This is a genomic window from Lysobacter terrae (assembly GCF_054782215.1).
Genome location: NZ_BAAGSX010000008.1, coordinates 591,237 through 611,290, shown reverse-complemented (window position 1 = coordinate 611,290; position 20,054 = coordinate 591,237). Strand labels below are relative to the sequence as shown.

Sequence of the window (20,054 nt, the reverse complement as noted above, 5' to 3'; positions counted from 1 at the left end):
CGTTGCACTGACGGCGTAATCGATCCAATTGCGTCACTGATGTGCTGCCGAACTGCCTGGCTGCGGCAATTGCCTCGACCTGAAAATTTGATCGATCTAAAACGACTTTGCCGAGTTTGTAGCACGACCTCGAGCCGATCGCATGCTGCTGCGCAACAGAAGTGGGGATTCTCGGGCATTTCGGTTCCAGGCGATGCGGTCGGAGCGAAACGGCGCAGCTACGAAAATTCAATGTAACTTTTTGACTTGCAAAGAAAATCTAGAGGCTCGATTGGCGTGCCTGGCGCAAAAACCTTGCTGCACTGCGGCGATAGCCGGGCCCTCGTCCTGACCTGGCCGTGCTCGAGCCGAGCCCGCTGTTGAGCGGCAACTCCTTGATTCTTCCGAGAGTTGGCTAGGCCGAAAGACCAATTGGATCGTTTTAAATAATTTATATCGATCCAAAATTTGACCGGCAAACGGACTCGGTCGAATAGTCCGCGTCCGCCGCAGTCCGCGGCGACTGGCGCGGAGTGCGCTCGTTCGACGGCACCGACCGCGCCATCGGCCACTGACGAAAGGAGTTCATTGTGTTCAGTCGAATTCGCAGAAATGCCCTGCTGTCGGTTTTCCTGCTCGGTGCCTGTCTGGGGCCGCCGAGTGCATCGGCCGACTCGGCGATCTTTGGCGGTGGCCCGTTCTATAGCGGCGGCCAGGCGGTGATGGACGACCTGCGCGCATCCGGCTTCACGACCGTGATGCTGTGGAGCATTCACGTCGAAGCCAACACCGGCAATCTGTATCTCAACGACAAGCTCGTCGCCTCCAACGGCGCCTACGTCGGCGACGCGGCTTGGTCCACGCGGCTGGCTACGCTGAAGCAGGCGCCGACCTCGGTGAAGCGCATCGAAATCTCGATCGGCTCCGGCGGCGTGGCCGACTTCGAACACGTCCGCGACCTAATCGCGGCGCAGGGCACTGGCTCCACCAGCATCCTCTACCGCAACTTCCAGGCGCTGAAGGCCGCCACCGGCGCCGATGCGGCGAACTTCGACGACGAAAGCGCCTACGACCTCAATTCCGCCACGCAGTTCGGCAACATGCTGTGGAATCTGGGCTACTCGATCACGTTCACGCCCTACACCCAGCAGACGTTCTGGCAGAACCTGAAGAACAACCTGGCCGGCAAGGTCGACGGCATCTATCTGCAGGTCTACGACGGCGGCGCGTTCAACGATCCGGGCCAGTGGTCGACCGCGATGGGCATGACCGTCGATCCCGGCCTGTGGTCCAAGCACGGCACGGGCTGCAGCTCGGGCGACAGCCCCGCCACCGTACAGAGCAAGATGACCAACTGGGTGACGTCGGTAGGCATCGCCGGCGGTTTCATCTGGCTCTATGACGATATCCAGGCGTGCTCGGCGCAAGGCACGGCCGCGCAATACGCCGCGGCCATCAACAACGCCGTCGACGTCGGCAAGATTCCGGTCGCCAACTTCAGTTATTCCGTCAACGGCACCACCGTCACCTTCACCGATGCTTCGACGGATCCCGACGGCACCATCGTGTCGCGCAGCTGGAACTTCGGCGACGGCAGTACCTCCACGGCGACCAGCCCGATCCACACCTATGCGGCGAACGGCGGCTATACGGTGACGTTGACTGTGACCGACAACGACGGCCGCGTCGCGACCCGCACCGACACCGTATCCGTGGGCGAGATCAATCTCGCACTCAACAAGGCGGCAACGGGTTCCACCGCGTGCAATGCGAACGAGGGCCCGGCCAAGGCGGTCAACGGCAGCGTATCCGGCGGCACTACCGATAAGTTCTGCTCGCTCGCCACGTCCAAATGGCTGCGCGTGGACCTGGGTTCGTCGCAGACCGTGAAGCGCTTCGTGATCAAGCATGCCGGCGCCGGTGGCGAGTCGGCGGCCTGGAACAGCCGCGACTTCAACATCCAGGTATCCAGCAACGGCTCGTCCTGGACCACGGTGACGACGGTCAGCGGCAACACCGCCAGCACGAGCACGCACGCGATCACCGCCCGCACCGCGCGCTATGTACGGCTGAACATCACCACGCCAGCCCAGGATGGCAATGCGGCGGCGCGAATCTACGAGTTCGAGGTGTATTGATCAGCCACAGCCGCGCATCCAAGGCTGTGCACTACCGGGATGGCGCGGTCGTTCGTCGACCGCGCCATCGAATTACGGACACGCGCGCAGGCGGGTGAACGCCAGATCCTCGTAGTCGTAGCTGAAGTCGGCCTGCGGATCGACCTTGCTCATGCGCAGGTCCGGTTGCGCCTTGCCGCCGCCGAACTGCAGCCAGGCTTCGACATCGACGCTGACGTCGTCCCAGTCGACCAGCCAGCGTTCGCCCACGCGCTGCACGACGCCGTCCAGCAGCGGGGAGCGCGCGGCGCGCAGGCGCACGCCCTCGCCCGCGGGGCACAGCGAGATTTCGCCGAACCAGGGATCGCGATAGACGCCTAGGCGCGTCCGTAATTCCGCAGCAGTGGCCTTGCGCCGATTGGAGGTATCGGGCGCCTTTTCGCCCACCGGCCGTCCCGCCTCTTCCGCTGCAATCAGACCGGCGTAGTGCGCAACCGTCAGCGCCGGATCGCGCCGGGTGTAGTGCTTGATCAGCACCTCCGTCAGCACCGCGCGCGCCTCGTCGCCATCGCCGCTGATCAGGATCACGAAGCCCACGTTCTGGTCGGGCAGCATCGTCACCGCCGAGTACATCCCCATCAACGTGCCGGTGTGCGCGACCTTGAAACGGCCGTCGACATCGGCCAGCCGCCAACCGTAGCCGTAGGCCGAGAAGTGACTGCCATCCCACTCGCGCATGCGCTTGGACAAGGGCATCGCCATTTGCGGCGTCCACACTGCCGCACGCTGCGCCGGCGAGAGCCAATCCTTCGCCGCGCCTTGCGGCGACAACCACGCCCGCATCCAGACCAGCATGTCGTCCAGGCTGCAGCGAATACCGCCCGCCGCCTCCATGGTGCTGGCACGGACCACGTCGCCGTCGCTTCGCACGGGCACGTTGCGTCCGTCCTGGCGCATGTGCGGTTGCGCAACGTTGCCGACTTGGTCCGGGCGCCACTCCCCCACCTGGCAGCGCTTCATGCCCAATGGCTCGAATACTTCGCGGCGGACCAGGGTTTCGTAAGGCGCACCGCCCGCGGCGGCCGCTACTTCGCCGGCGACGATGTACAGCAGGTTGTCGTAGTCGTAGCGCGAGCGGAAGCTGTACTGGGGCTTCAGATACGACAGGCCGCGAATGATGTCGGTGCGCGTGAACGTATTCGGCTCCGGCCACAACATCAGGTCACCGGCGCCGGCACGCAGACCGCTGTTGTGGATCAGCAGGTCGCGAACCTGCATGTTCTTCGTCACCCACGGGTCGTACATGCGGAACTGCGGCAGGTATTTGACCACCGGGTCGTTCCACTGCAGCTTGCCTGCATCGACCAGCCGCGCAAGCAAGGCCGTGGTCATCGCCTTGGTGTTGGAGGCGATCTTGAACAGCGTCTGCGAATCGACCTTATGTCCCTCGCCCGCGACGAGCTCGCCCGCCGTGCGCGTGTAGACGATCCGACCGTTCTCGACGACGCCCACAGCCAGGCTCGGCACCCGGTAGCGCGCCATGATGTCGTCAACCGCCGCGTCGAACGCCGGCTCCGCCGATGGCCCGGCCGCCATCGCGGCCGGCGTAAGCAACAAACCTAGCAGCAAGGTGCAGAGGATCTTCATGCCGGGCCGCGCGTTGTAGTTCGAACTCATGGACGCACCTTAGGCGCCGGCACCGGCGATCAGCAACAGGTCATGCTCCTGCCCTGGCTTGGTGCGGATTGACTATCTGAAACTAAAAAGCTTCCATTCCGAAGGTCGGACGGCACGTCCCGGGGAACCAGCAAGCGGATGATCGACACGGTTTGGCCCTACGTCGCGGTGCTGCTGCTTGCGGCTGGCCTGTTCCCAACGCTGGAGCGGCGCTATGGGTGGCGGCTGTTCTCGGTGCTGCCGCCGATCGTCCTGACTTACCTGTTCGTCACTGCGCTCGCCGTGTCCGGGACCTGGCAGGCGAGCGATGACATAACCGCTGCGCAGCGCACGCTGACCGCGCAGTTGCTGCCGGCGCTGCTGTTCCTGCTGATGATAGGTTGCGACCTGCGCGCGATTCTCAAGCTCGGGCCGCGCATGCTCGCGGTGTTCGCCTGTGCGATGGCGAGCATCCTGGCTGCGATCGCGATCGTGTACCTGCTGTTCCGCCATGCCTTGCCGGCGCAAGGCTGGATGATGCTGTCGGCGTTGAGCGCGACATGGACGGGCGGTTCTGCCAATCTCGTCGCGGTCAAGCAGTCGATCGGCCTGCCCGACAACCTGCTGCCGTCGGTGCTGCTGGCCGACGCGCTGTGCTATTCGGTATGGGTGGTGGTGCTGTTCTCGGCGGCGCGCTTCGCGCCGGCGTTCGATCGCTGGACTCGCGCCGACACGCGCCCTCCTTTGCCGGTAACGGAAGCGCATCCCACCGGCACCGCGGGCGCGGGCAACGTGCTGCTGTGGCTGGGCGTCGCACTTGCGGTCGGCAATGTGTCGAGCGTGCTCGCGGCGCGGCTGCCGGTGAGCGGCATGCTGACAGCGACGGCATGGACGGTGCTTATCGCGACGATCGCCGGACTGGTGCTGGCGCGAACGACGGCGGCGCACTCGCCGGTGCCTGCGCCCCTGGCCAGCGCCATGCTGGCGTTGCTGGTGGCGGTGCTCGCCTCGCAGAGCAATTTCGCGGGCCTGGCGACCGCGCCCTTGTTCGTCGCGGCTGGCTTCTGCGTGCTGCTGTTGCACGTCGTGCTGCTCGCCGCGATGGCACGGCTGTTCCGCTTCGATCTGCATCTGTGCGGTATCGCGTCGCTCGCGCAGATCGGCGGCGTCGCGACCGCGCCGGTGCTGGCCGCCACGTATTCGCGGGCGCTGGTGCCGGCGGCGGTGTTGCTGGCGACGCTGGGCCTCGTGCTGGGCACGGGCGTAGGCCTGTCGATGGCCGGCTTGCTGTCCTCGCTGTCGCCCTCTCCCGGAATCTGATCATGCGTCTTCGCGCCTGCTTCGCCGTTGCCCTGCTGCTCGCCGCGCTGCCGCTGCAGGCACGCGACTGGAAGGTGCCCGCAGACACCGGCGTGATCGGCGTGGAAGCGGCGCAGTTGGAGCCGCAGTACTGGATCGACCGCCTGCCTGATGCCGATCGCGTCGTGCTCGATACACAGGCGATCGCGGCGCAGAACGCACGCCTGCATGCGCTCGACAAGAGCATGCACGACCTCGACGCGCTACCCGCCGCGTTGACGCGAGAAGCGGTGCTGCAGTGGCTTGCGCCGCTGTCGACGCCGCCGAGCAAGCCGCTGTTCGACGAGCAAGGGCAGCCCGTACCAGCGTCGACGATCGCCGCGGCCGTCGACAACGCGAATCTCGCCAATGTGCCCGCCACGCGCGACACCCGCTACGGCTTAGTGGTGCACCGCGCCGCACTACGCACTTTTCCAACCGCGCAGCGCGTATTCCGCTCGCCGGACGACCGCGACATCGACCGCTTCCAGGAAAGCGCGCTGTTTCCTGGCGACCCGGTCGCGATCGCGCACGAAAGCCGCGACGGCGCCTGGTGGTTCGTGGTCAGTCCGCGCTATGCGGCCTGGATCGAGAAGCGCTTCGTCGCTATCGGCGCGAAGGATGTGGTGCTGGCCTACGGACGCAAGACGCCGTATCGCATCGTCACCGGCGGCAAGGTGCAGACCGTGTTCACCCCGGAAGCGCCGGCCGTGTCCGAACTGCAGATCGACATGGGCGCTCGCGTTCCCGTGCTTGCCAACTGGCCGAAATCGGAGCCGGTCAACGGCCAGCACGGCTATACCGCGCACGTGATCGAACTGCCGGTGCGCAGCGATGACGGCAGCTTGCGTCTGACACCCGCGCTGCTGCCGCGCCGGGAAGCCACCGGCAACGATTACCTCCCGCTCACCCAGGCCAATATCATTCGCCAGGGCTTCCGCTTCCTGGGCGAGCGCTACGGCTGGGGCCACGGCTACGATGCGCGCGACTGCAGCGGCTTCGTGTCCGAGGTGTATCGCAGCATGGGCGTGGAGCTGCCGCGCAATACCGGCGACCAGGCCGCCAGTCCCGCGCTGATGAACCGCATCGCGCTGAGCGGAAAGGACAATCGCACCAAGCGCATGACGCTCGTGCGCGAGCTGCAGGTCGGCGATCTGATCTACATCCCGGGTCACGTGATGATGGTGATCGGGCAGGTCGACGGCGAGCCCTACGTGATCCACGACACCACGGGACTCACCTGGCGCGACGCCGACGGTACCGAGCGCCGTGCCAAGACCAACGGCGTCACCGTTTCGCCGCTGACGCCTTTGCTGTTCAACAGCAAACAGACCTACGTCGACCGCATCACCGACATCCAGCGCATCCGCCCCTGACAGCTGTTATCGGCCTCCACTCCCCGCGCAAGGCTGCATGAAAATCACCGACATCCGCTTCGGCCTGCTGAAAGTCCCGCTGAAGACTCCCTTCAAGACCGCATTGCGTACGGTCGCCGCGGTCGAGGACATCGTCGTCGAACTGCATACCGACACCGGCCATGTCGGCTATGGCGAAGCGCCGGCCACGGCCGTGATCACCGGCGATACGCACGGGTCGATCCTCGAAGCGATCCGCAAGTTCATCGCGCCGCGGGTGATCGGCCAGGACGTCGCCAACCTCAACCGCATCACCCAGCTGATCCAGGGCGCGCTGGAAAAGAACACCAGCGCCAAGGCCGCGGTGGAGATCGCGGTGTACGACCTGTTCGGCCAGCTCCACGGTGCGCCCCTCTACAAGATGCTGGGCGGCGGCGACCCGGTGATCACCACCGACATCACCATCAGCGTCGACGACATCGACAAGATGGTGGCCGATTCGATAAGCGCGGTGGACCGCGGCTTCGAATCGCTGAAGATCAAGGTCGGCAAGCACATCGGCGTCGACATCGAGCGGGTCAAGGCGATCTACGCCGCGGTCGAAGGCCGCGCCCTGCTTCGCCTAGATGCCAACCAGGGCTGGACCGCGAAGCAGGCCGTCTACGCCATCACCATGCTCGAGGAGGCGGGCGTGCGCCTGGAGCTGGTCGAACAACCGGTGAAGGCGCGGGACCTGGATGGCATGCGCTACGTCACCTCGCACGTCCACACCCCGATCATGGCCGACGAAAGCGTGTTCGGCCCGGCTGAAGTCATCGACCTCATCCGCATGCGCGCGGCCGACATCGTCAATATCAAACTGATGAAGACCGGCGGCCTGTCCAACGCGATCCGCATCGCCGACATCGCCGCTCTGTACGGCGTGGAGTGCATGATCGGCTGCATGCTCGAATCCAGCATCAGCGTCGCCGCGGCCGTGCACCTGGCGGTGGCGAAGTCGGACGCGATCACCAAGGTAGATCTCGACGGGCCGTCGCTGTGCGCCTACAACCCGGTGGAGGGCGGGGTGAACTTCAACGAGTCGGAAATTTCGGTTACCGACGCGCCGGGCCTGGGCATCCGCCGGATTCAGGGACTGGAGCCGATTACGGCATGATGACCTTTCACCGCCGCCCGCATCGCTTCGCGCTTGCCGTATTCGCGCTGTCGCTTGCCGCATGCGCAAGTGCGCCACGCAGCGCGCTGCCCTGGTCGAACGCGCGGCAGCTGATCGTGGTAACCACAGCCGACTGGAATGTCGACCGCGGCGAACTGCGCCGTTTCGAGAAGCCGTCAGGTGCGCGCTGGCGTGAAGTCGGCAGCGCCGCACCGGTGATGGTTGGGCGTGCCGGCACCGCCTGGGGTATCGGCCTGCATCCCGCCCAGGCCAGCGGACCGCAGAAGCGCGAGGGCGACGGCCGTGCGCCGGCGGGCGTGTTCACCTTGGGCACGGCGTTCGGATACGCGGGTGACGCGATGGGTGCGTGGCCGTATAGCGCCATGGACGCTGGCGATTACTGCATCGACATTCCGGCGTCGCCGCTCTACAACCGCATCGTCGATGCGCGGGACGTGGGCGAGCAGGCCGTGGCCGGTTCGACCGAACCGATGCGCCGCGACCTGCATGCCAACGGCGATGCCCGCTATCGGCTCGGCTTCGTCATCGAGCACAATCCCAACGCGCAGCCGGGTGCGGGCAGCTGCATCTTCGCGCATTTGTGGAAGATGCCCGGCGAGCCGACGTCGGGCTGCACTGCGATGGCGGACGCAGTCATGGAGCAGATGCTTGGCTGGCTCGACCCACAAGCCAAGCCTGTGTTCGTGCTGTTGCCCGACGCCGAGTACCGGCGTTTGCGCAAGCAGTGGGACTTGCCCGCATTGCCTGAGCACTAACCACCCGCCCGTTGCGGGCGCTTGTTTCCGTACTGATTCCAGGACTGCTTGTGTCGACCACTGCCCGCGTATTGCTCGGACTTCTTCTCGGCGCCGTTGTCGGCCTGGCGCTCGCATGGTGGGATCCGGGCGTCGCCTCGCAGGTGGCAGAGGCGGTGCAGCCGGTCGGCCGGCTATGGCTCAACGCGTTGCAGATGACGGTGGTGCCGCTGGTTGCGGCGCTGGTCATCCTGGGAGTGAATACGGCGCGCGACGCCGCCGCGTCCGGACGCACCGCGCGCCACGCGATCGTCTGCTTCCTGGTACTGCTCTCGGTCGGCGCGGCACTGGCTGCAATTGCCGCGCCGCTGCTGCTATCGCTGCTGCCACGACCGGAAGGGCTCGCGGAATCGCTGCGCTCGGCGGATGCAGCCGCGTCGGGCCTTAGCGTCCCGTCGTCGCTGGGCGAATGGTTCACTGCGATCATCCCGAGCAACGCGCTGGCCGCCGCGGCGCAGAGCGCGATGCTGCCGCTCGTAGTGTTCGCACTGTTCTTCGGGTTTGCGGTCGCACGCATCGAGCCTGCACGCCGCCAGCGCCTGCTCGAAATCGTGCAGGCGATCGTCGACGTGATGATCGTGATCGTGCGTTGGGTGCTGTGGGCTGCGCCGCTGGGCGTGTTCGCGCTGGTGCTGGCGGTGTGCGCGCGCGTTGGCGGCGGCATGCTCGGTGTATTCGGTACGTACATCGGCCTGCAGATCGTGTTGTATGCCAGCGTGACGGCGCTGATGTATCCCATCGCCGCCTTGGCCGGCCGCGAACGCGTGCGCCGGTTCGCCGCCGCAATTTTGCCGGCGCAGGCGATTGCGGCCAGCACGCAGTCCTCGCTCGCTTCGATGCCGGCGATGATCGAAAGTGCCGGCGCGCGACTGGGCTATCCGCTGCCGGTGACGTCGTTGGTGCTGCCGATGGCGGTGTCGCTGTTCCGCATCACCAGCCCGATGCAGTACATCGGCGTGGCCGCCTTCATCGCCTGGGCGCATGGCGTGGACCTGACCACTGCGCAGCTGGTCGCCGGCGCTGCGCTGGCGGTGGTGATCAGCATGGGCTCGGTCGGGTTGCCGGGCCAGGTGAGCTTCATGGCCACCAACATGCCGGTAGTCCAGGCAATGGGCCTGCCGGTGGAACCGCTGGGCGTATTGCTTGCGCTCGACACGATCCCGGATGTGTTCGCGACCGTCGGCAACGTCACCGCCGACCTGACCGCGACCAGCGTGGTCGCGAGGCAGCATCCCGAAGCGGCTAAAGACCTCGCCGACGCGTCGCAAGACGGCGTATCCGCGGGCGGAGGTTCGTTAAAGCACTAAATAACCGCAGTTATCGGCGTCCCGGCACACCCCCGATCGGGGGATGGGTAGCCACTTGTCCCCGGCGACTCGACCAAATATGATGATCGTCATATGAAGAAGGCAGGCACCCGATCCAAGGAAGTGACGCACGATCGCATCGTCGATGCGGCGGCGCGCGCCATCCGGCGTAGCGGCTACAACGGCACCGGCGTTGCCGACATCATGAAAGAAGCTGGTCTGACGCACGGGGGCTTCTACGCCCACTTCCCATCTCGGGAGGCGATGCTGGCCGAAGCTGCCGATCGTGCGGGTGGTGAAGCCGTGGCGATGATGGAGCGCATAGCGGCTAGCACCCCGCCGGACCAGGTGCTCTCCGCCATGATGCGCGCCTATCTCTCCCAGGAGCATCTGGAAGCGATCGAGACCGGATGTGCGACCGCCGCGCTCGGTTCCGAGATGCCGCGCCAGGCGCCAGAGGTAAGACGCGCCGCCACGCGCCGCATCAAGGAGATGATCGACCTCGTTGCTCGTCAGTCGCGCGACTGGGGACAGCCGGCGGCACACGAGCAGGCCCTTGTCGCCATTTCGACGATGGTTGGCGCACTGATCCTCGCGCGCGCTGTCGACGACCCCAAGCTTTCCGAGGGGCTACGCGAAGCGGCGCTGAAACATCTCGCTCCCACCTAGGACGTCCCCCCGGATTCGGGGTCTTTCGCCTTACCCGAAAATATGATGATCGTCATATATACCGCATGACTCTTCGCTCCAACTGAAAGGCATACCCATGAAAATCAAAGGATCCGTCGCGCTGGTAACAGGGGCTTCATCCGGCATCGGCGAGGCCACCGCGCAGCGGCTCGCAACGGCGGGCTACAAGGTGTACGGCACCAGCAGACGCGGTGCCCAGCCGGGCTCGCAGTCTTTCGCAATGTTGCCGCTTGACGTGACCAGCGATGAATCGGTCGAAGCAGCGGTGACAGAGCTCATTCGGCGGGAGGGTCGCATCGACTTGCTCGTGAACAACGCCGGATTCGGCGTTGCGCCAGCCGGAGCGGAAGAAAGTTCGATCGAGCAGGCCAAAGCCATCTTTGAAACCAACTTCTTCGGGCTAATTCGCATGACCCGTGCGGTCGCGCCGCATATGCGGCGCCAGGGAAGCGGTCGCATCATCAACATCGGCTCGGTGCTTGGTTTCCTTCCAATGCCTTACGGGGCGCTCTATGCCGCAACCAAGCATGCGGTTGAAGGCTATTCGGAGTCGCTCGATCACGAGTTGCGCACAAGAGGCATCCGGGTCTCGGTGATCGAGCCGGCCTACACGAAGACGCAATTCGAGACGAACTTTCTGGCTCCCGATTCGAAGCTCGATGAGTATCGCGACGTTCGCGCGCTCCTGGACAAAGTGCTCAAGCAGGTAATGGCAACTGCTGATGAGCCGGCCGTCGTGGCCGACGTCGTACTGCAAGCGGCCATCGCCGTCCAGCCAAAACTCCGGTACACGGCCGGCGGGCTCGCGAATCGCCTGCGATTGCTTCGCAGATTTGCGCCGACTCGATTGGTGGACGCTGGCATTCGAAAGGATCTTCGGCTCGATACGTTGCCGGCGTACGCCGGCTCTTGAAAGAGTGCCAGTTGTCCATTCAGAGAAATAGGAGAGCAACATGAAAGCACTCACATTCAAGCGCTACGGCAAGTCACCCGAGATCGGGTTCGCCGACGTTCCCCGCCCTGTGCTGAAACCCGACGAGTTGCTGGTTCAAGTCCACGCTGCGGGCGTGAATCCGATCGACAACATGATTCCGACGGGGACATTCAAACCCGTCCTGCGGTTCCGACTGCCGGCCACGCTGGGCAGCGATCTGGCCGGCGTGGTGACCGAGGTCGGCAGCCGCGTAACTCGTTTCAAGCCAGGCGACGCCGTCTTCGCCAGCATCTTCGACCTTGGTACGGGTTCGATCGCCGAGTTCGCGGTGGTGCCGGAGAGCGCTGCCGCGCTCAAGCCGTCCAACCTGGATTTCGTGCAGGCGGCTTCGATCCCGATGGTCGGGCTCACCTCGTGGCAGGCGCTGAAGGAGCGCGCCAATCTCAAGGCTGGCCAGAAGGTGTTCATCCCTGCAGGGTCCGGCGGTATCGGCACGTTTGCGATTCAGCTGGCAAAGCACCTCGGTGCCAAGGTGGGAACTACCACCAGCACGGGCAACGTCGAACTGGTGCGCAGCCTTGGCGCAGATGAGGTGGTCGACTATAAAAAGGAAGAATTCGAAACAGTGCTGCGCGGCTACGACGCGGTGCTTGGCACCGTGAGGGGTGACGCGATTGAGAAATCTATCGGCATCCTCAAGCCTGGGAGCGTGATTGTCTCTCTCATCGGGCCGCTGGACGCGGCGTTCGCTCGCGCTCGACGGCTGAACTTCTTCCTGGCGTTCGTGTTCGGACTGATGAGCCGCAAGATCATGCGCCTTGCGAGAAGACGGGACGTCGCCTACTCATTTCTCTTCGTGCGTCCCGATGGCGATCAACTCGCCGACATAGGCGAACTCCTCAAGGCGGAGCGCATCCGGCCAGTGATCGACAAGGTGTTTCCGTTCGAGCAAGCAAAGGAAGCGCTTGCATACCTTGCCCAGGGACGCTCCAAGGGCAAAGTCGTCATCAGCATGAGATGAATCGCGCATTCGCCATGGCGAATCGAGCGGTCCGTTACGTCGAAAGCGGACATCCGCACTTGCGATCAGGAAGATCGACGCCGCCGCGATGGTGGGCCCACCAGGACTCGAACCTGGAACCAAAGGATTATGAGTCCTCTGCTCTAACCATTGAGCTATAGGCCCGCGGCAGACGAATGATAGCGGCAGCGCGGCACCGCCTGCACTCATGGCGAGCAGCAGGGAAGTTCTCGGCGTAGATAGCCTAGGGGGATCGGCGGGGCCTCAAAATGAAAAGGCCCGCCATGGGACGGGCCTTTTCGAACGCCAATGCACAACCAGCGCGATCAGTCGATATCGAGGAACGAACGCAGCTGTTCCGACCGGCTCGGGTGACGCAGCTTGCGCAGCGCCTTGGCTTCGATCTGACGAATGCGCTCGCGGGTGACGTCGAACTGCTTGCCGACTTCTTCCAGCGTGTGGTCGGTATTCATGTCGATGCCGAAGCGCATGCGCAGCACCTTGGCTTCGCGCGGGGTCAGGCCGGCGAGCACATCGCGCACGGTTTCCGAGAGGTTGATGTTGGTCGTCGCATCCACCGGGGACTCCACGTTGGTGTCCTCGATGAAGTCGCCCAAGTGCGAATCCTCGTCGTCGCCGATCGGCGTTTCCATGGAGATCGGTTCCTTCGCGATCTTCATGACCTTGCGGATCTTGTCTTCCGGCATGTCCATTTCCTTGGCCAGCTCCTCCGGCGTGGCCTCGCGGCCGTACTGCTGGAGCATCTGGCGGGAAATGCGGTTGAGCTTGTTGATCGTCTCGATCATGTGCACCGGGATGCGGATGGTGCGCGCCTGGTCGGCGATCGAGCGGGTGATCGCCTGGCGGATCCACCAGGTCGCATAGGTCGAGAACTTGTAGCCGCGACGGTATTCGAACTTGTCGACCGCCTTCATCAGGCCGATGTTGCCTTCCTGGATCAGGTCGAGGAACTGCAGGCCGCGGTTGGTGTACTTCTTGGCGATCGAGATCACCAGGCGCAGGTTGGCCTCGACCATTTCCTTCTTGGCCTTGCGCGCCTTGGCTTCGCCGTAGGCCATCGCACGGCTGATGTCCTTCATGTCGGACAGGGTGAGGAAGTTCGCCTGCTCGATGGAAATCGTCGCTTCCTGCTCGGCGATGATCTGTTCCTTGACGTCGCGCAGGCCGGACGACCACTTCTGCTTGCGCTTGAGCACGTCGTCGACCCAGCCCAGGTTGGTCTGGTTGCCTTCCCACGCGCGGATGAAATCCTTGCGCGGCATCTTGGCGACGCGCGTGGACAGGTCGAGGATGCGGCGCTCGTGTTCCTTGATGTGGTTCTGCACGTCGCGCAGGTTCTTCACCAGCGTGTCGGTCAGGCCCAGCGGCAGCTTGAGGGTGACGAACACCTCGGCCATCTCCTCGCGCGCCTTGACCACGGTCTTGTGGCTCGGGCCATGCTTGGCGTAGCCCTTCTCGAAGCGGCCCCAGGCGTCGGCGATCTTCTCCATGCGCGCGGCGACTTCGACCGGATCCGGACCGGTCGGGCCTTCGTCGGCAGCTTCGTCGTCACCGGCGACTTCGACGTCATCGTCTTCGTCTTCCTCTGCGGCGACTTCGGCGACGGCAACCGGCACCGGCTCGGGTTCGGGTTCGGCGTCGAGGAAGCCGACGACGATTTCGGCGAGGCGCTTCTTGCCGGTCTTGTGGGTTTCGTAGTCGGTCAGGATCGTCTGGATCGTGCCCGGGAACGAAGCCAGCGCAGCCTGCATCTGGTTCAGGCCTTCTTCGATGCGCTTGGCGATGGCGATTTCGCCTTCGCGGGTCAGCAGCTCCACCGTGCCCATCTCGCGCATGTACATGCGCACCGGGTCGGTGGTGCGGCCGCCTTCGCCGTCGAGCGCGGTCAGCGCGGCGGCGGCTTCTTCGGCAGCGGTTTCGTCGACTTCGCGACCGCCGGGGCTGGCTTCGCCGGCGAGCAACAGCGTCTCGGCATCGGGCGCAACTTCATGCACCTCGATGCCCATGCCGTTGATCATGCCGATGATGTCTTCGATCTGCTCCGCGTCGACGAGGTCGTCGGGCAGGTGGTCGTTGACTTCGGCGTAGGTCAGGTAGCCCTGCTCCAGGCCCTTGCTGATCAGCTGCTTGATGTCGGACTGGGGCGCTGGACGTTCGTTGGCCATGGGCTGGACACCGGGTAGTGCTTAGGGAACCCAGCATTATACCGCGCCGCGGGATGCTTGGGGCTATGTGACTGATCAACGCGCCGCAGCGCGTAGGAGCGCTGGCCTATGACGCTTTTAGCCCGCCCGGGGCTCAAGCCCGTAGCAGGAAAGTCACCGGCCCGTCGTTGATCAGGCTGATCACCATATGGGCGCCGAACCGCCCCGTTTCCACCCCCGCCGCATGCTTTTGCCGGCACGTTGCAAGCAACCGGTTGAACACGGGTTCAGCCAGATCCGGCGCCGCCGCGGTGGAGAAGCCGGGGCGCATGCCGCTGCGGGTGTCCGCCGCCAGGGTGAACTGGCTGACCAGGAGCAGGCCGCCGCCGGTGTCGGCCAGGCCGAGGTTCATCTTGCCCTGCGCATCGGCGAAGACGCGGTAGCCGAGCAGGCGCTCGGCCATGCGCGCGACCTGGGGCTCGCCATCGCCCGGCTCGACCCCGACCAGGGCGAGCAGGCCGGGGCCGATCGCGCCAACGGTTTCGTTGTCGACGGTGACGCGGGCTTCGGTGACGCGTTGGATGAGGGCGAGCATGCGGTCGGACAAGTAGCCGGGAGTGCGCATCGTAAGAGCAACGCCGCCGCGCGGCGCGAATCGCATGGCCGGTCGTGCGCGGACGCTACACTCGCGCCCCAATGGCCGACCTTCTCGCACGTCTCCTCTACGTCATCGCTTCCCTGCTCACCCGGCTGCCTTGGCCGTGGCTGCTGCGCCTGGGCGACGTCATCGCTGCGCAGATGCTGCGGCGGGAAACGCGCGAAGCCCGCGTCGCCCGCCGCAACCTCGAACTCATCGACCCCGGCATGCTGCCCGCGCAGCGCGAAGAGCTGCACCAGCGCATCGTCCGCACCACCGCGCGCCAGGCGCTGGAGACGCTGCGCCTGTGGACGCGCCCGCATGCGGAAGGTCTCGCGCTGATTCGCGAGCAACACGGCGTCGAGTTGTTCGACGACGCCATCCGCGCCGGCCGCGGCGTAATAGTGGCTGCGCCGCACTACGGCAACTGGGAACTGTTGAACCAGTGGCTCGCCGCGCATACGCCGCTGGCGATCCTGTACGCGCCGCCGGAGTCGCCGATCGGCGACGCCTTCCTGCGCCGCGTGCGCGCCGACGACGCCAACGCGCAGCGCGTCACCCAGGTGCGGGCGGAAGGCCCCGGTGTGCGCCAGTTGTTCAAGATCCTCAAGGATGGCGGCGTGGTCGGCATCCTTCCCGATCAGCAACCCAAGCAGGGCGATGGCGAATTCGCCCCCTTCTTCGGCGTGCCGGCGTTGACGATGACCTTGCTGGGACGGCTGGCGCACCGCACCGGCGCCGCGGTCGTGTTCGCCTATTGCGAGCGCATCGATGGCGGCCGCGACGGGCGCCCGGCCTTCGCCCTGCACATCGAACCCGCAGCCGCAGCGGCCGCCGATGCCGATCCGATCGTGGCGGTCGCCGCACTCAACGAGGGACTCGAACGCATCGCGCGACGCGATCCTTCGCAGTACCAGTGGACCTACAAGCGCTACACGTTGCGCCCGCCGGGCAGTGGCGAAGACAATCCGTACCGGGGGATCCGCTGACATGCACGAAGCCGCAACGGCGCCGACGACTTCCTTGACCGAAACGGGCTGGCAGCCGCTGCCGGCACGCGCGCGCTGGCTGTTCGCGCTTTCGCGCGCGTGGTTTGCGTTTCCGATGCTGTTCGCGGGGTTCGTGCTGTGGCAGATCTTTGAATTGCCGGGGCTGATCGGCGCGCTCTGCGGTGCGCTCGTGCTTGGCCTGGGCGGTGTGTGGGTGGGCCTGCGCCAGTTCCGCCACGTCGCCTGGCGCCTGGACGAAGACGGCCTCGCCATTCGCCGCGGCCGCATGTTCCAGCGCGAAACCCGCGTGCCGGCGACGCGGGTGCAGCACCTGGATCTCAAGCGCGGCCCGCTGCAGCGCCAGCGCAACCTCGCCACGCTGATCGTGCACACCGCGGGGACGCGCCACAGCGCCGTCACTCTGCCGCATCTGGATGCCGATGACGCCGAGCGGCTGCGCGATGTGCTGGCCCGGCAGATCGACATCGAAGACGACGGCGCCTGAGCCGGCCTGCATGACCGCGGCGCACGAGCCTTCCGAAAGCATGCCCTCCGCGAGCGAAGCCGCGCAGGCCGATCATCGCCTGCATCCGATGTCCTGGCTGTTCGTGCTGCTGCAGCAGCTCAAGCAGTTCATCTTGCCGTTGGTCGCGGCGTTCTTCTTCGGCGGCGATCGCAACGAGCTGTGGCCGCTGATCGGCGTCGGCCTGCTCGCCGTGACCTCGGCGTGGCGCTACTTCACCTACCGCTACGGCTTCACCGGCGACGCGTTGGTGGTGCGCAGCGGCATGCTGGAGCGCAGCGTGCGGGTGATTCCCTTCGCGCGCATCCACAACGTCGGCCTGCAGCAGTCGGTGCTGCATCGCCTGTTCGGCGTGGCCGAAGCGCGCCTGGAATCGGCCGGCGGGCAGAAACCGGAAGCGGAAATGCGTGTGCTCAAACTGGCCGATGCCTTGGCGCTGGAGGCCTTGGTGCGTCGTCGCGGCGCAACCAGCGAATCCGTCGCCGGCACCGCGACGCAAACCACCACGCTGCTGGCGCTGACGCCCGGCGAAGTGGTGCGGCTCGGCCTCATTTCCAATCGCGGCCTGATCGTCGCGGGTGCGGCCGTGGGCGGCCTGTCGCAGTTCAATCCGCGCATCATCCCCAATTTCATGGAGTACTGGGGCAAGTGGGCGCTGGGCTGGGCTTCGCACAACGGCACGCACGGACCGCTGTTCTTCGCGACCGCCGGCATCAGCCTGGTGCTGCTGGTGATCGCCTTGCTGCGCCTATTCTCGGTGGTGCTTGCCCTGTTGCAGTACTACGGCTTCAGCCTGAGCGAAACCGGACGCCGCCTCACCGTCGAACGCGGCCTGGTCGGACGCTGGCGCACCAGCGCCTCGCGCCGGCGCATCCAGGCCTGGACGCTGCGCGAAACCGTCATGCATCGCCTGCTCAAGCGCCGCAGCCTGGAGATCGATACGGCCGTGGCCGAACAGCAGAACCAGCAGCGCGCGCTGCGCGAGTTGGCCCCGGTCGCAACTCCGGCGACCTGCGACGCGTTGATAGAACATCTGCTGCCGCGCGCAGGGTGGTCGCACCTGGAGTGGCGCGCGTTGCCCGCCCGCTCGTGGTGGCGCCTGGCCTGGCCGGGGGTGCCCTTCATCGTCGCGGTCGCGGCGTTGGCGAGCTGGCTTGCGACGCCGTGGGCGCTGCTTCTCCTGCTCTGGCTGCCGTGGAGCGCCTACGTCGCGCGCCGGCACATGCGCAACGCGGGCTATGCACAGAACCGCGACGTGATCGCCGTGCGCGAAGGCTGGTGGAGCCGCCACTGGCGCTTCGCCGAACTCGACAAGTTGCAGGCGCTGCAGCTCACGCGCAATCCGCTTGATCGCCGCTGCGGCACGGCCACGCTGTGGCTGGATACGGCCGGCGCCAGCGCGATGACACCGCCCTTGCGAATCCGCTTCCTGCCCGACGCCGAGGCGATCGCACTCTACGAGCAATTGTCGCGGACCCTCGCGAAACGCCCGCTGCGCTGGTGAGTCAGCGGCCCCAGTAACCGAGATCGCGTCGGATCTGCAGCCGGCGCCAGATCGATCCGAACGGCTTGCGCGACAGCGTGCCCAGCTCGCCACGCAACAAGGCTTCGGTCGCGGCGATCACGCGTTCGGACGAACGCCCGTCGCGATACGGATGGATCGCATCGGCGTAGGCGTCCAGCGCGGCCTGCAGCGCCGCATCGGGTGCGAACGCGCGCGCCAGCATCGCCGGCAGCTGCGCGGCATCGGTGAAATCCAGCATGTGCGGCTTGGGCGCGCGATTGCGGAAGGTCACCACTGGCTTGCGCTGCACGACGAACTCCGACACCACCGACGTGGTATCCGCGACCAACACGTCCGCGGCACGCTCGGCGGCAACCAGTTGCTCGGTCTCAACGAAGGCCGCATTCGGTCCGCTCAGGGCGCGATAGCGCTCGAACAGCGCCGGCGGACACTTGGGATGCAACGTCAGCAGCCAATAGCGGTCGCCACGCGCGACTTCCGCGGCGATGGCGTACAGCAGATGCGGCGCCGCGCTCAGGCGCTCGGTGAAGGTGGAGGCGAACATCACCACCGGCCGCGCTCCGGCCGGAGCCCGCAAAGCCGCCGCACTGCCGTCGTCGTCGCGAAACAGCGGATCGAGCTTGGGCCAGCCGGTTTCCACCACGGCGAAATGCCGCTCCTGCGCGGCCAGCGCCTGGAACGGCGCCGTAGTCGCAGGCCCTTGCGTGCAGTACAGATCGAACAGGCCGCGCACGCGGAAGTGGCCGCGCTCGTCGGAGCGCTTCTCGACATTGAAGCCGTGGAACAGTTGGACCTTGGCACCGGCCACGAACGTCGGCACCCAGTTGGCCGCGCTGAAAACGGCGCGCGGCTGCAAGGCCACCGCCTCGCGTAGTCCGACCATGCGCACCGGCGCCGGCAGCGCGGCGCCGGCAGCGCCGTCCACGAACCAGGCATGCACGTCGTGGCCCGCGGCTTGCAGCGCATGCGCCAGCGGTTGCAGGATGGGCAGCGCATAGCGCTCGGTCGCGAACAACAGGTAATCCGCCATCAACGCTTCCCCACCCTCTCCGTCGGCCGCGACGTCGGTCCGCCCGCTCTCAGCCTGCATTATCACGTTCAACGAGGCCGACCGCATCGCCGACTGCATCGCCTCGCTGTCGTTCTGCGACGAAGTCGTGGTGGTCGACTCGCATTCGACCGACGCGACCGTGGAGATCGCACGCGGCCTGGGCGCGCGCGTGCTGCTGCGGCCGTTCGATGGCTTCCGCAGCCAGAAGCAGTTCGCCATCGAACAGGCAGCGCATGATTGGGTCCTGTGCCTGGACGCCGACGAACGCGTCGATGCCGCGTTGCGCGCGTCGATCGAGGCCGAGCGGGCCCGCGGTTTCGGCGGAGCGGCGGGCTTCCGCTTCGCCCGCCTGAGCGAGTACTTCGGCAAGTTCCTGCGCCACGGTAACGCCTATCCGGACCGCGTCCTGCGCCTGTTCGACCGCCGTCGCGGCGGCTGGCGCGGCACCCGCGAGGTGCACGAAGCGGCCAGCGTCGACGGCGAAGTACGCACCCTGCGCGGCGACCTGATCCACTATCCCTACCGTTCGCTCGAACAGCAGCTGCAGAAGACGCAACGCTACGCGCGAATGATGGCCGAGCACGATTTCGCCCGCGGCAAGCGCGCGACGCTGGGCAAGCTGATCGTGTCGCCGGCGTGGCGATTCTGGCGCGGCTACCTGCTGCGCGGCGGCTTCCTCGACGGCTGGCACGGACTGGTCTATGCCTACGTGCGCGCCAACTACGTACGGCAGAAGACCATCATGCTGTGGCTGCTGCAGAACGGGCAGAAGCCTTAGCTCCTACGTCGTCCGCCC

At 65.9% G+C, this 20,054-nt stretch carries 17 protein-coding genes and 1 tRNA gene; 13 read left to right on the top strand and 5 right to left on the bottom strand.

What is annotated here, in order from left to right:
- The first annotated feature begins 569 nt into the window (after window positions 1-569).
- Complete coding sequence (locus tag ACYVJ8_RS14435) at window positions 570-2,117, top strand: discoidin domain-containing protein (RefSeq protein WP_460713575.1); 1,548 nt, start codon at window positions 570-572, stop codon at window positions 2,115-2,117.
- A 72-nt stretch (window positions 2,118-2,189) separates the two neighbouring features.
- On the opposite strand, the gene ACYVJ8_RS14430 is transcribed toward ACYVJ8_RS14435, so the two are convergent.
- Window positions 2,190-3,773, bottom strand: coding sequence for a serine hydrolase domain-containing protein (locus ACYVJ8_RS14430; protein WP_460713573.1), 1,584 nt, complete (start codon window positions 3,771-3,773; stop codon window positions 2,190-2,192).
- A 138-nt stretch (window positions 3,774-3,911) separates the two neighbouring features.
- On the opposite strand from ACYVJ8_RS14430, the gene ACYVJ8_RS14425 reads away from it, so the two are divergent.
- The 8 genes from ACYVJ8_RS14425 to ACYVJ8_RS14390 all read left to right on the top strand — a co-directional run bounded on the left by ACYVJ8_RS14425 (window position 3,912) and on the right by ACYVJ8_RS14390 (window position 12,368).
- Window positions 3,912-5,072, top strand: a complete 1,161-nt coding sequence (locus tag ACYVJ8_RS14425; protein ID WP_460713571.1) for a DUF819 family protein — start codon at window positions 3,912-3,914, stop codon at window positions 5,070-5,072.
- A gap of 2 nt (window positions 5,073-5,074) precedes the next feature.
- The gene (locus tag ACYVJ8_RS14420; RefSeq protein WP_460713569.1) at window positions 5,075-6,466 is read left to right on the top strand and encodes a C40 family peptidase; all 1,392 of its coding nucleotides are present in this window, start codon (window positions 5,075-5,077) and stop codon (window positions 6,464-6,466) included.
- Between the two features lie 37 nt (window positions 6,467-6,503).
- On the top strand, window positions 6,504-7,601 hold the full coding sequence (locus tag ACYVJ8_RS14415) for a dipeptide epimerase (RefSeq protein WP_460713567.1): 1,098 nt from the start codon (window positions 6,504-6,506) through the stop codon (window positions 7,599-7,601).
- Window positions 7,598-8,377 (top strand): L,D-transpeptidase family protein, encoded by a 780-nt coding sequence (locus tag ACYVJ8_RS14410; RefSeq protein WP_460713564.1) that lies wholly within the window; start codon window positions 7,598-7,600, stop codon window positions 8,375-8,377. The genes ACYVJ8_RS14415 and ACYVJ8_RS14410 overlap by 4 nt, the downstream gene beginning before the upstream one ends.
- Before the next feature lie 50 nt (window positions 8,378-8,427).
- Window positions 8,428-9,723: a dicarboxylate/amino acid:cation symporter gene (locus ACYVJ8_RS14405; protein WP_460713562.1), complete on the top strand. Its 1,296-nt coding sequence runs from the start codon at window positions 8,428-8,430 to the stop codon at window positions 9,721-9,723.
- Between the two features lie 93 nt (window positions 9,724-9,816).
- Complete coding sequence (locus tag ACYVJ8_RS14400) at window positions 9,817-10,392, top strand: TetR/AcrR family transcriptional regulator (RefSeq protein WP_460713560.1); 576 nt, start codon at window positions 9,817-9,819, stop codon at window positions 10,390-10,392.
- Between the two features lie 97 nt (window positions 10,393-10,489).
- On the top strand, window positions 10,490-11,326 hold the full coding sequence (locus ACYVJ8_RS14395) for an oxidoreductase (protein ID WP_460713558.1): 837 nt from the start codon (window positions 10,490-10,492) through the stop codon (window positions 11,324-11,326).
- 40 nt (window positions 11,327-11,366) lie between these two features.
- Window positions 11,367-12,368 carry an NADP-dependent oxidoreductase gene (locus tag ACYVJ8_RS14390; RefSeq protein ID WP_460713556.1) on the top strand — a complete coding sequence of 334 codons (1,002 nt, stop codon included), beginning with the start codon at window positions 11,367-11,369 and terminating at the stop codon, window positions 12,366-12,368.
- Between the two features lie 89 nt (window positions 12,369-12,457).
- Here ACYVJ8_RS14390 and ACYVJ8_RS14385 read toward each other — a convergent pair.
- The 3 genes from ACYVJ8_RS14385 to dtd all read right to left on the bottom strand — a co-directional run bounded on the left by ACYVJ8_RS14385 (window position 12,458) and on the right by dtd (window position 15,128).
- A tRNA-Ile gene (locus ACYVJ8_RS14385) sits at window positions 12,458-12,533 on the bottom strand.
- A gap of 161 nt (window positions 12,534-12,694) precedes the next feature.
- Window positions 12,695-14,554: an RNA polymerase sigma factor RpoD gene (rpoD, locus tag ACYVJ8_RS14380; protein ID WP_460713554.1), complete on the bottom strand. Its 1,860-nt coding sequence runs from the start codon at window positions 14,552-14,554 to the stop codon at window positions 12,695-12,697.
- Between the two features lie 133 nt (window positions 14,555-14,687).
- Window positions 14,688-15,128, bottom strand: a complete 441-nt coding sequence (gene dtd, locus ACYVJ8_RS14375; protein ID WP_460713552.1) for a D-aminoacyl-tRNA deacylase — start codon at window positions 15,126-15,128, stop codon at window positions 14,688-14,690.
- A 101-nt stretch (window positions 15,129-15,229) separates the two neighbouring features.
- On the opposite strand from dtd, the gene ACYVJ8_RS14370 reads away from it, so the two are divergent.
- The 3 genes from ACYVJ8_RS14370 to ACYVJ8_RS14360 are packed head-to-tail and all read left to right on the top strand — an operon-like array spanning window position 15,230 to window position 18,186.
- A complete protein-coding gene (locus ACYVJ8_RS14370; RefSeq protein WP_460713550.1) occupies window positions 15,230-16,159 on the top strand; it encodes a lauroyl acyltransferase in 930 nt (309 codons plus the stop codon).
- A gap of 1 nt (window position 16,160) precedes the next feature.
- Complete coding sequence (locus ACYVJ8_RS14365; protein WP_460713548.1) at window positions 16,161-16,664, top strand: PH domain-containing protein; 504 nt, start codon at window positions 16,161-16,163, stop codon at window positions 16,662-16,664.
- A gap of 40 nt (window positions 16,665-16,704) precedes the next feature.
- On the top strand, window positions 16,705-18,186 hold the full coding sequence (locus ACYVJ8_RS14360) for a PH domain-containing protein (RefSeq protein WP_460713546.1): 1,482 nt from the start codon (window positions 16,705-16,707) through the stop codon (window positions 18,184-18,186).
- Window position 18,187: 1 nt separating this feature from the next.
- On the opposite strand, the gene ACYVJ8_RS14355 is transcribed toward ACYVJ8_RS14360, so the two are convergent.
- A complete protein-coding gene (locus ACYVJ8_RS14355) occupies window positions 18,188-19,240 on the bottom strand; it encodes a CDP-glycerol glycerophosphotransferase family protein (RefSeq protein WP_460713766.1) in 1,053 nt (350 codons plus the stop codon).
- Here ACYVJ8_RS14355 and ACYVJ8_RS14350 point away from each other — a divergent pair.
- The gene (locus tag ACYVJ8_RS14350; protein WP_460713764.1) at window positions 19,236-20,036 is read left to right on the top strand and encodes a glycosyltransferase family 2 protein; all 801 of its coding nucleotides are present in this window, start codon (window positions 19,236-19,238) and stop codon (window positions 20,034-20,036) included. The two genes, ACYVJ8_RS14355 and ACYVJ8_RS14350, sit on opposite strands and share 5 nt — an antisense overlap.
- Window positions 20,037-20,054 lie beyond the last annotated feature (18 nt).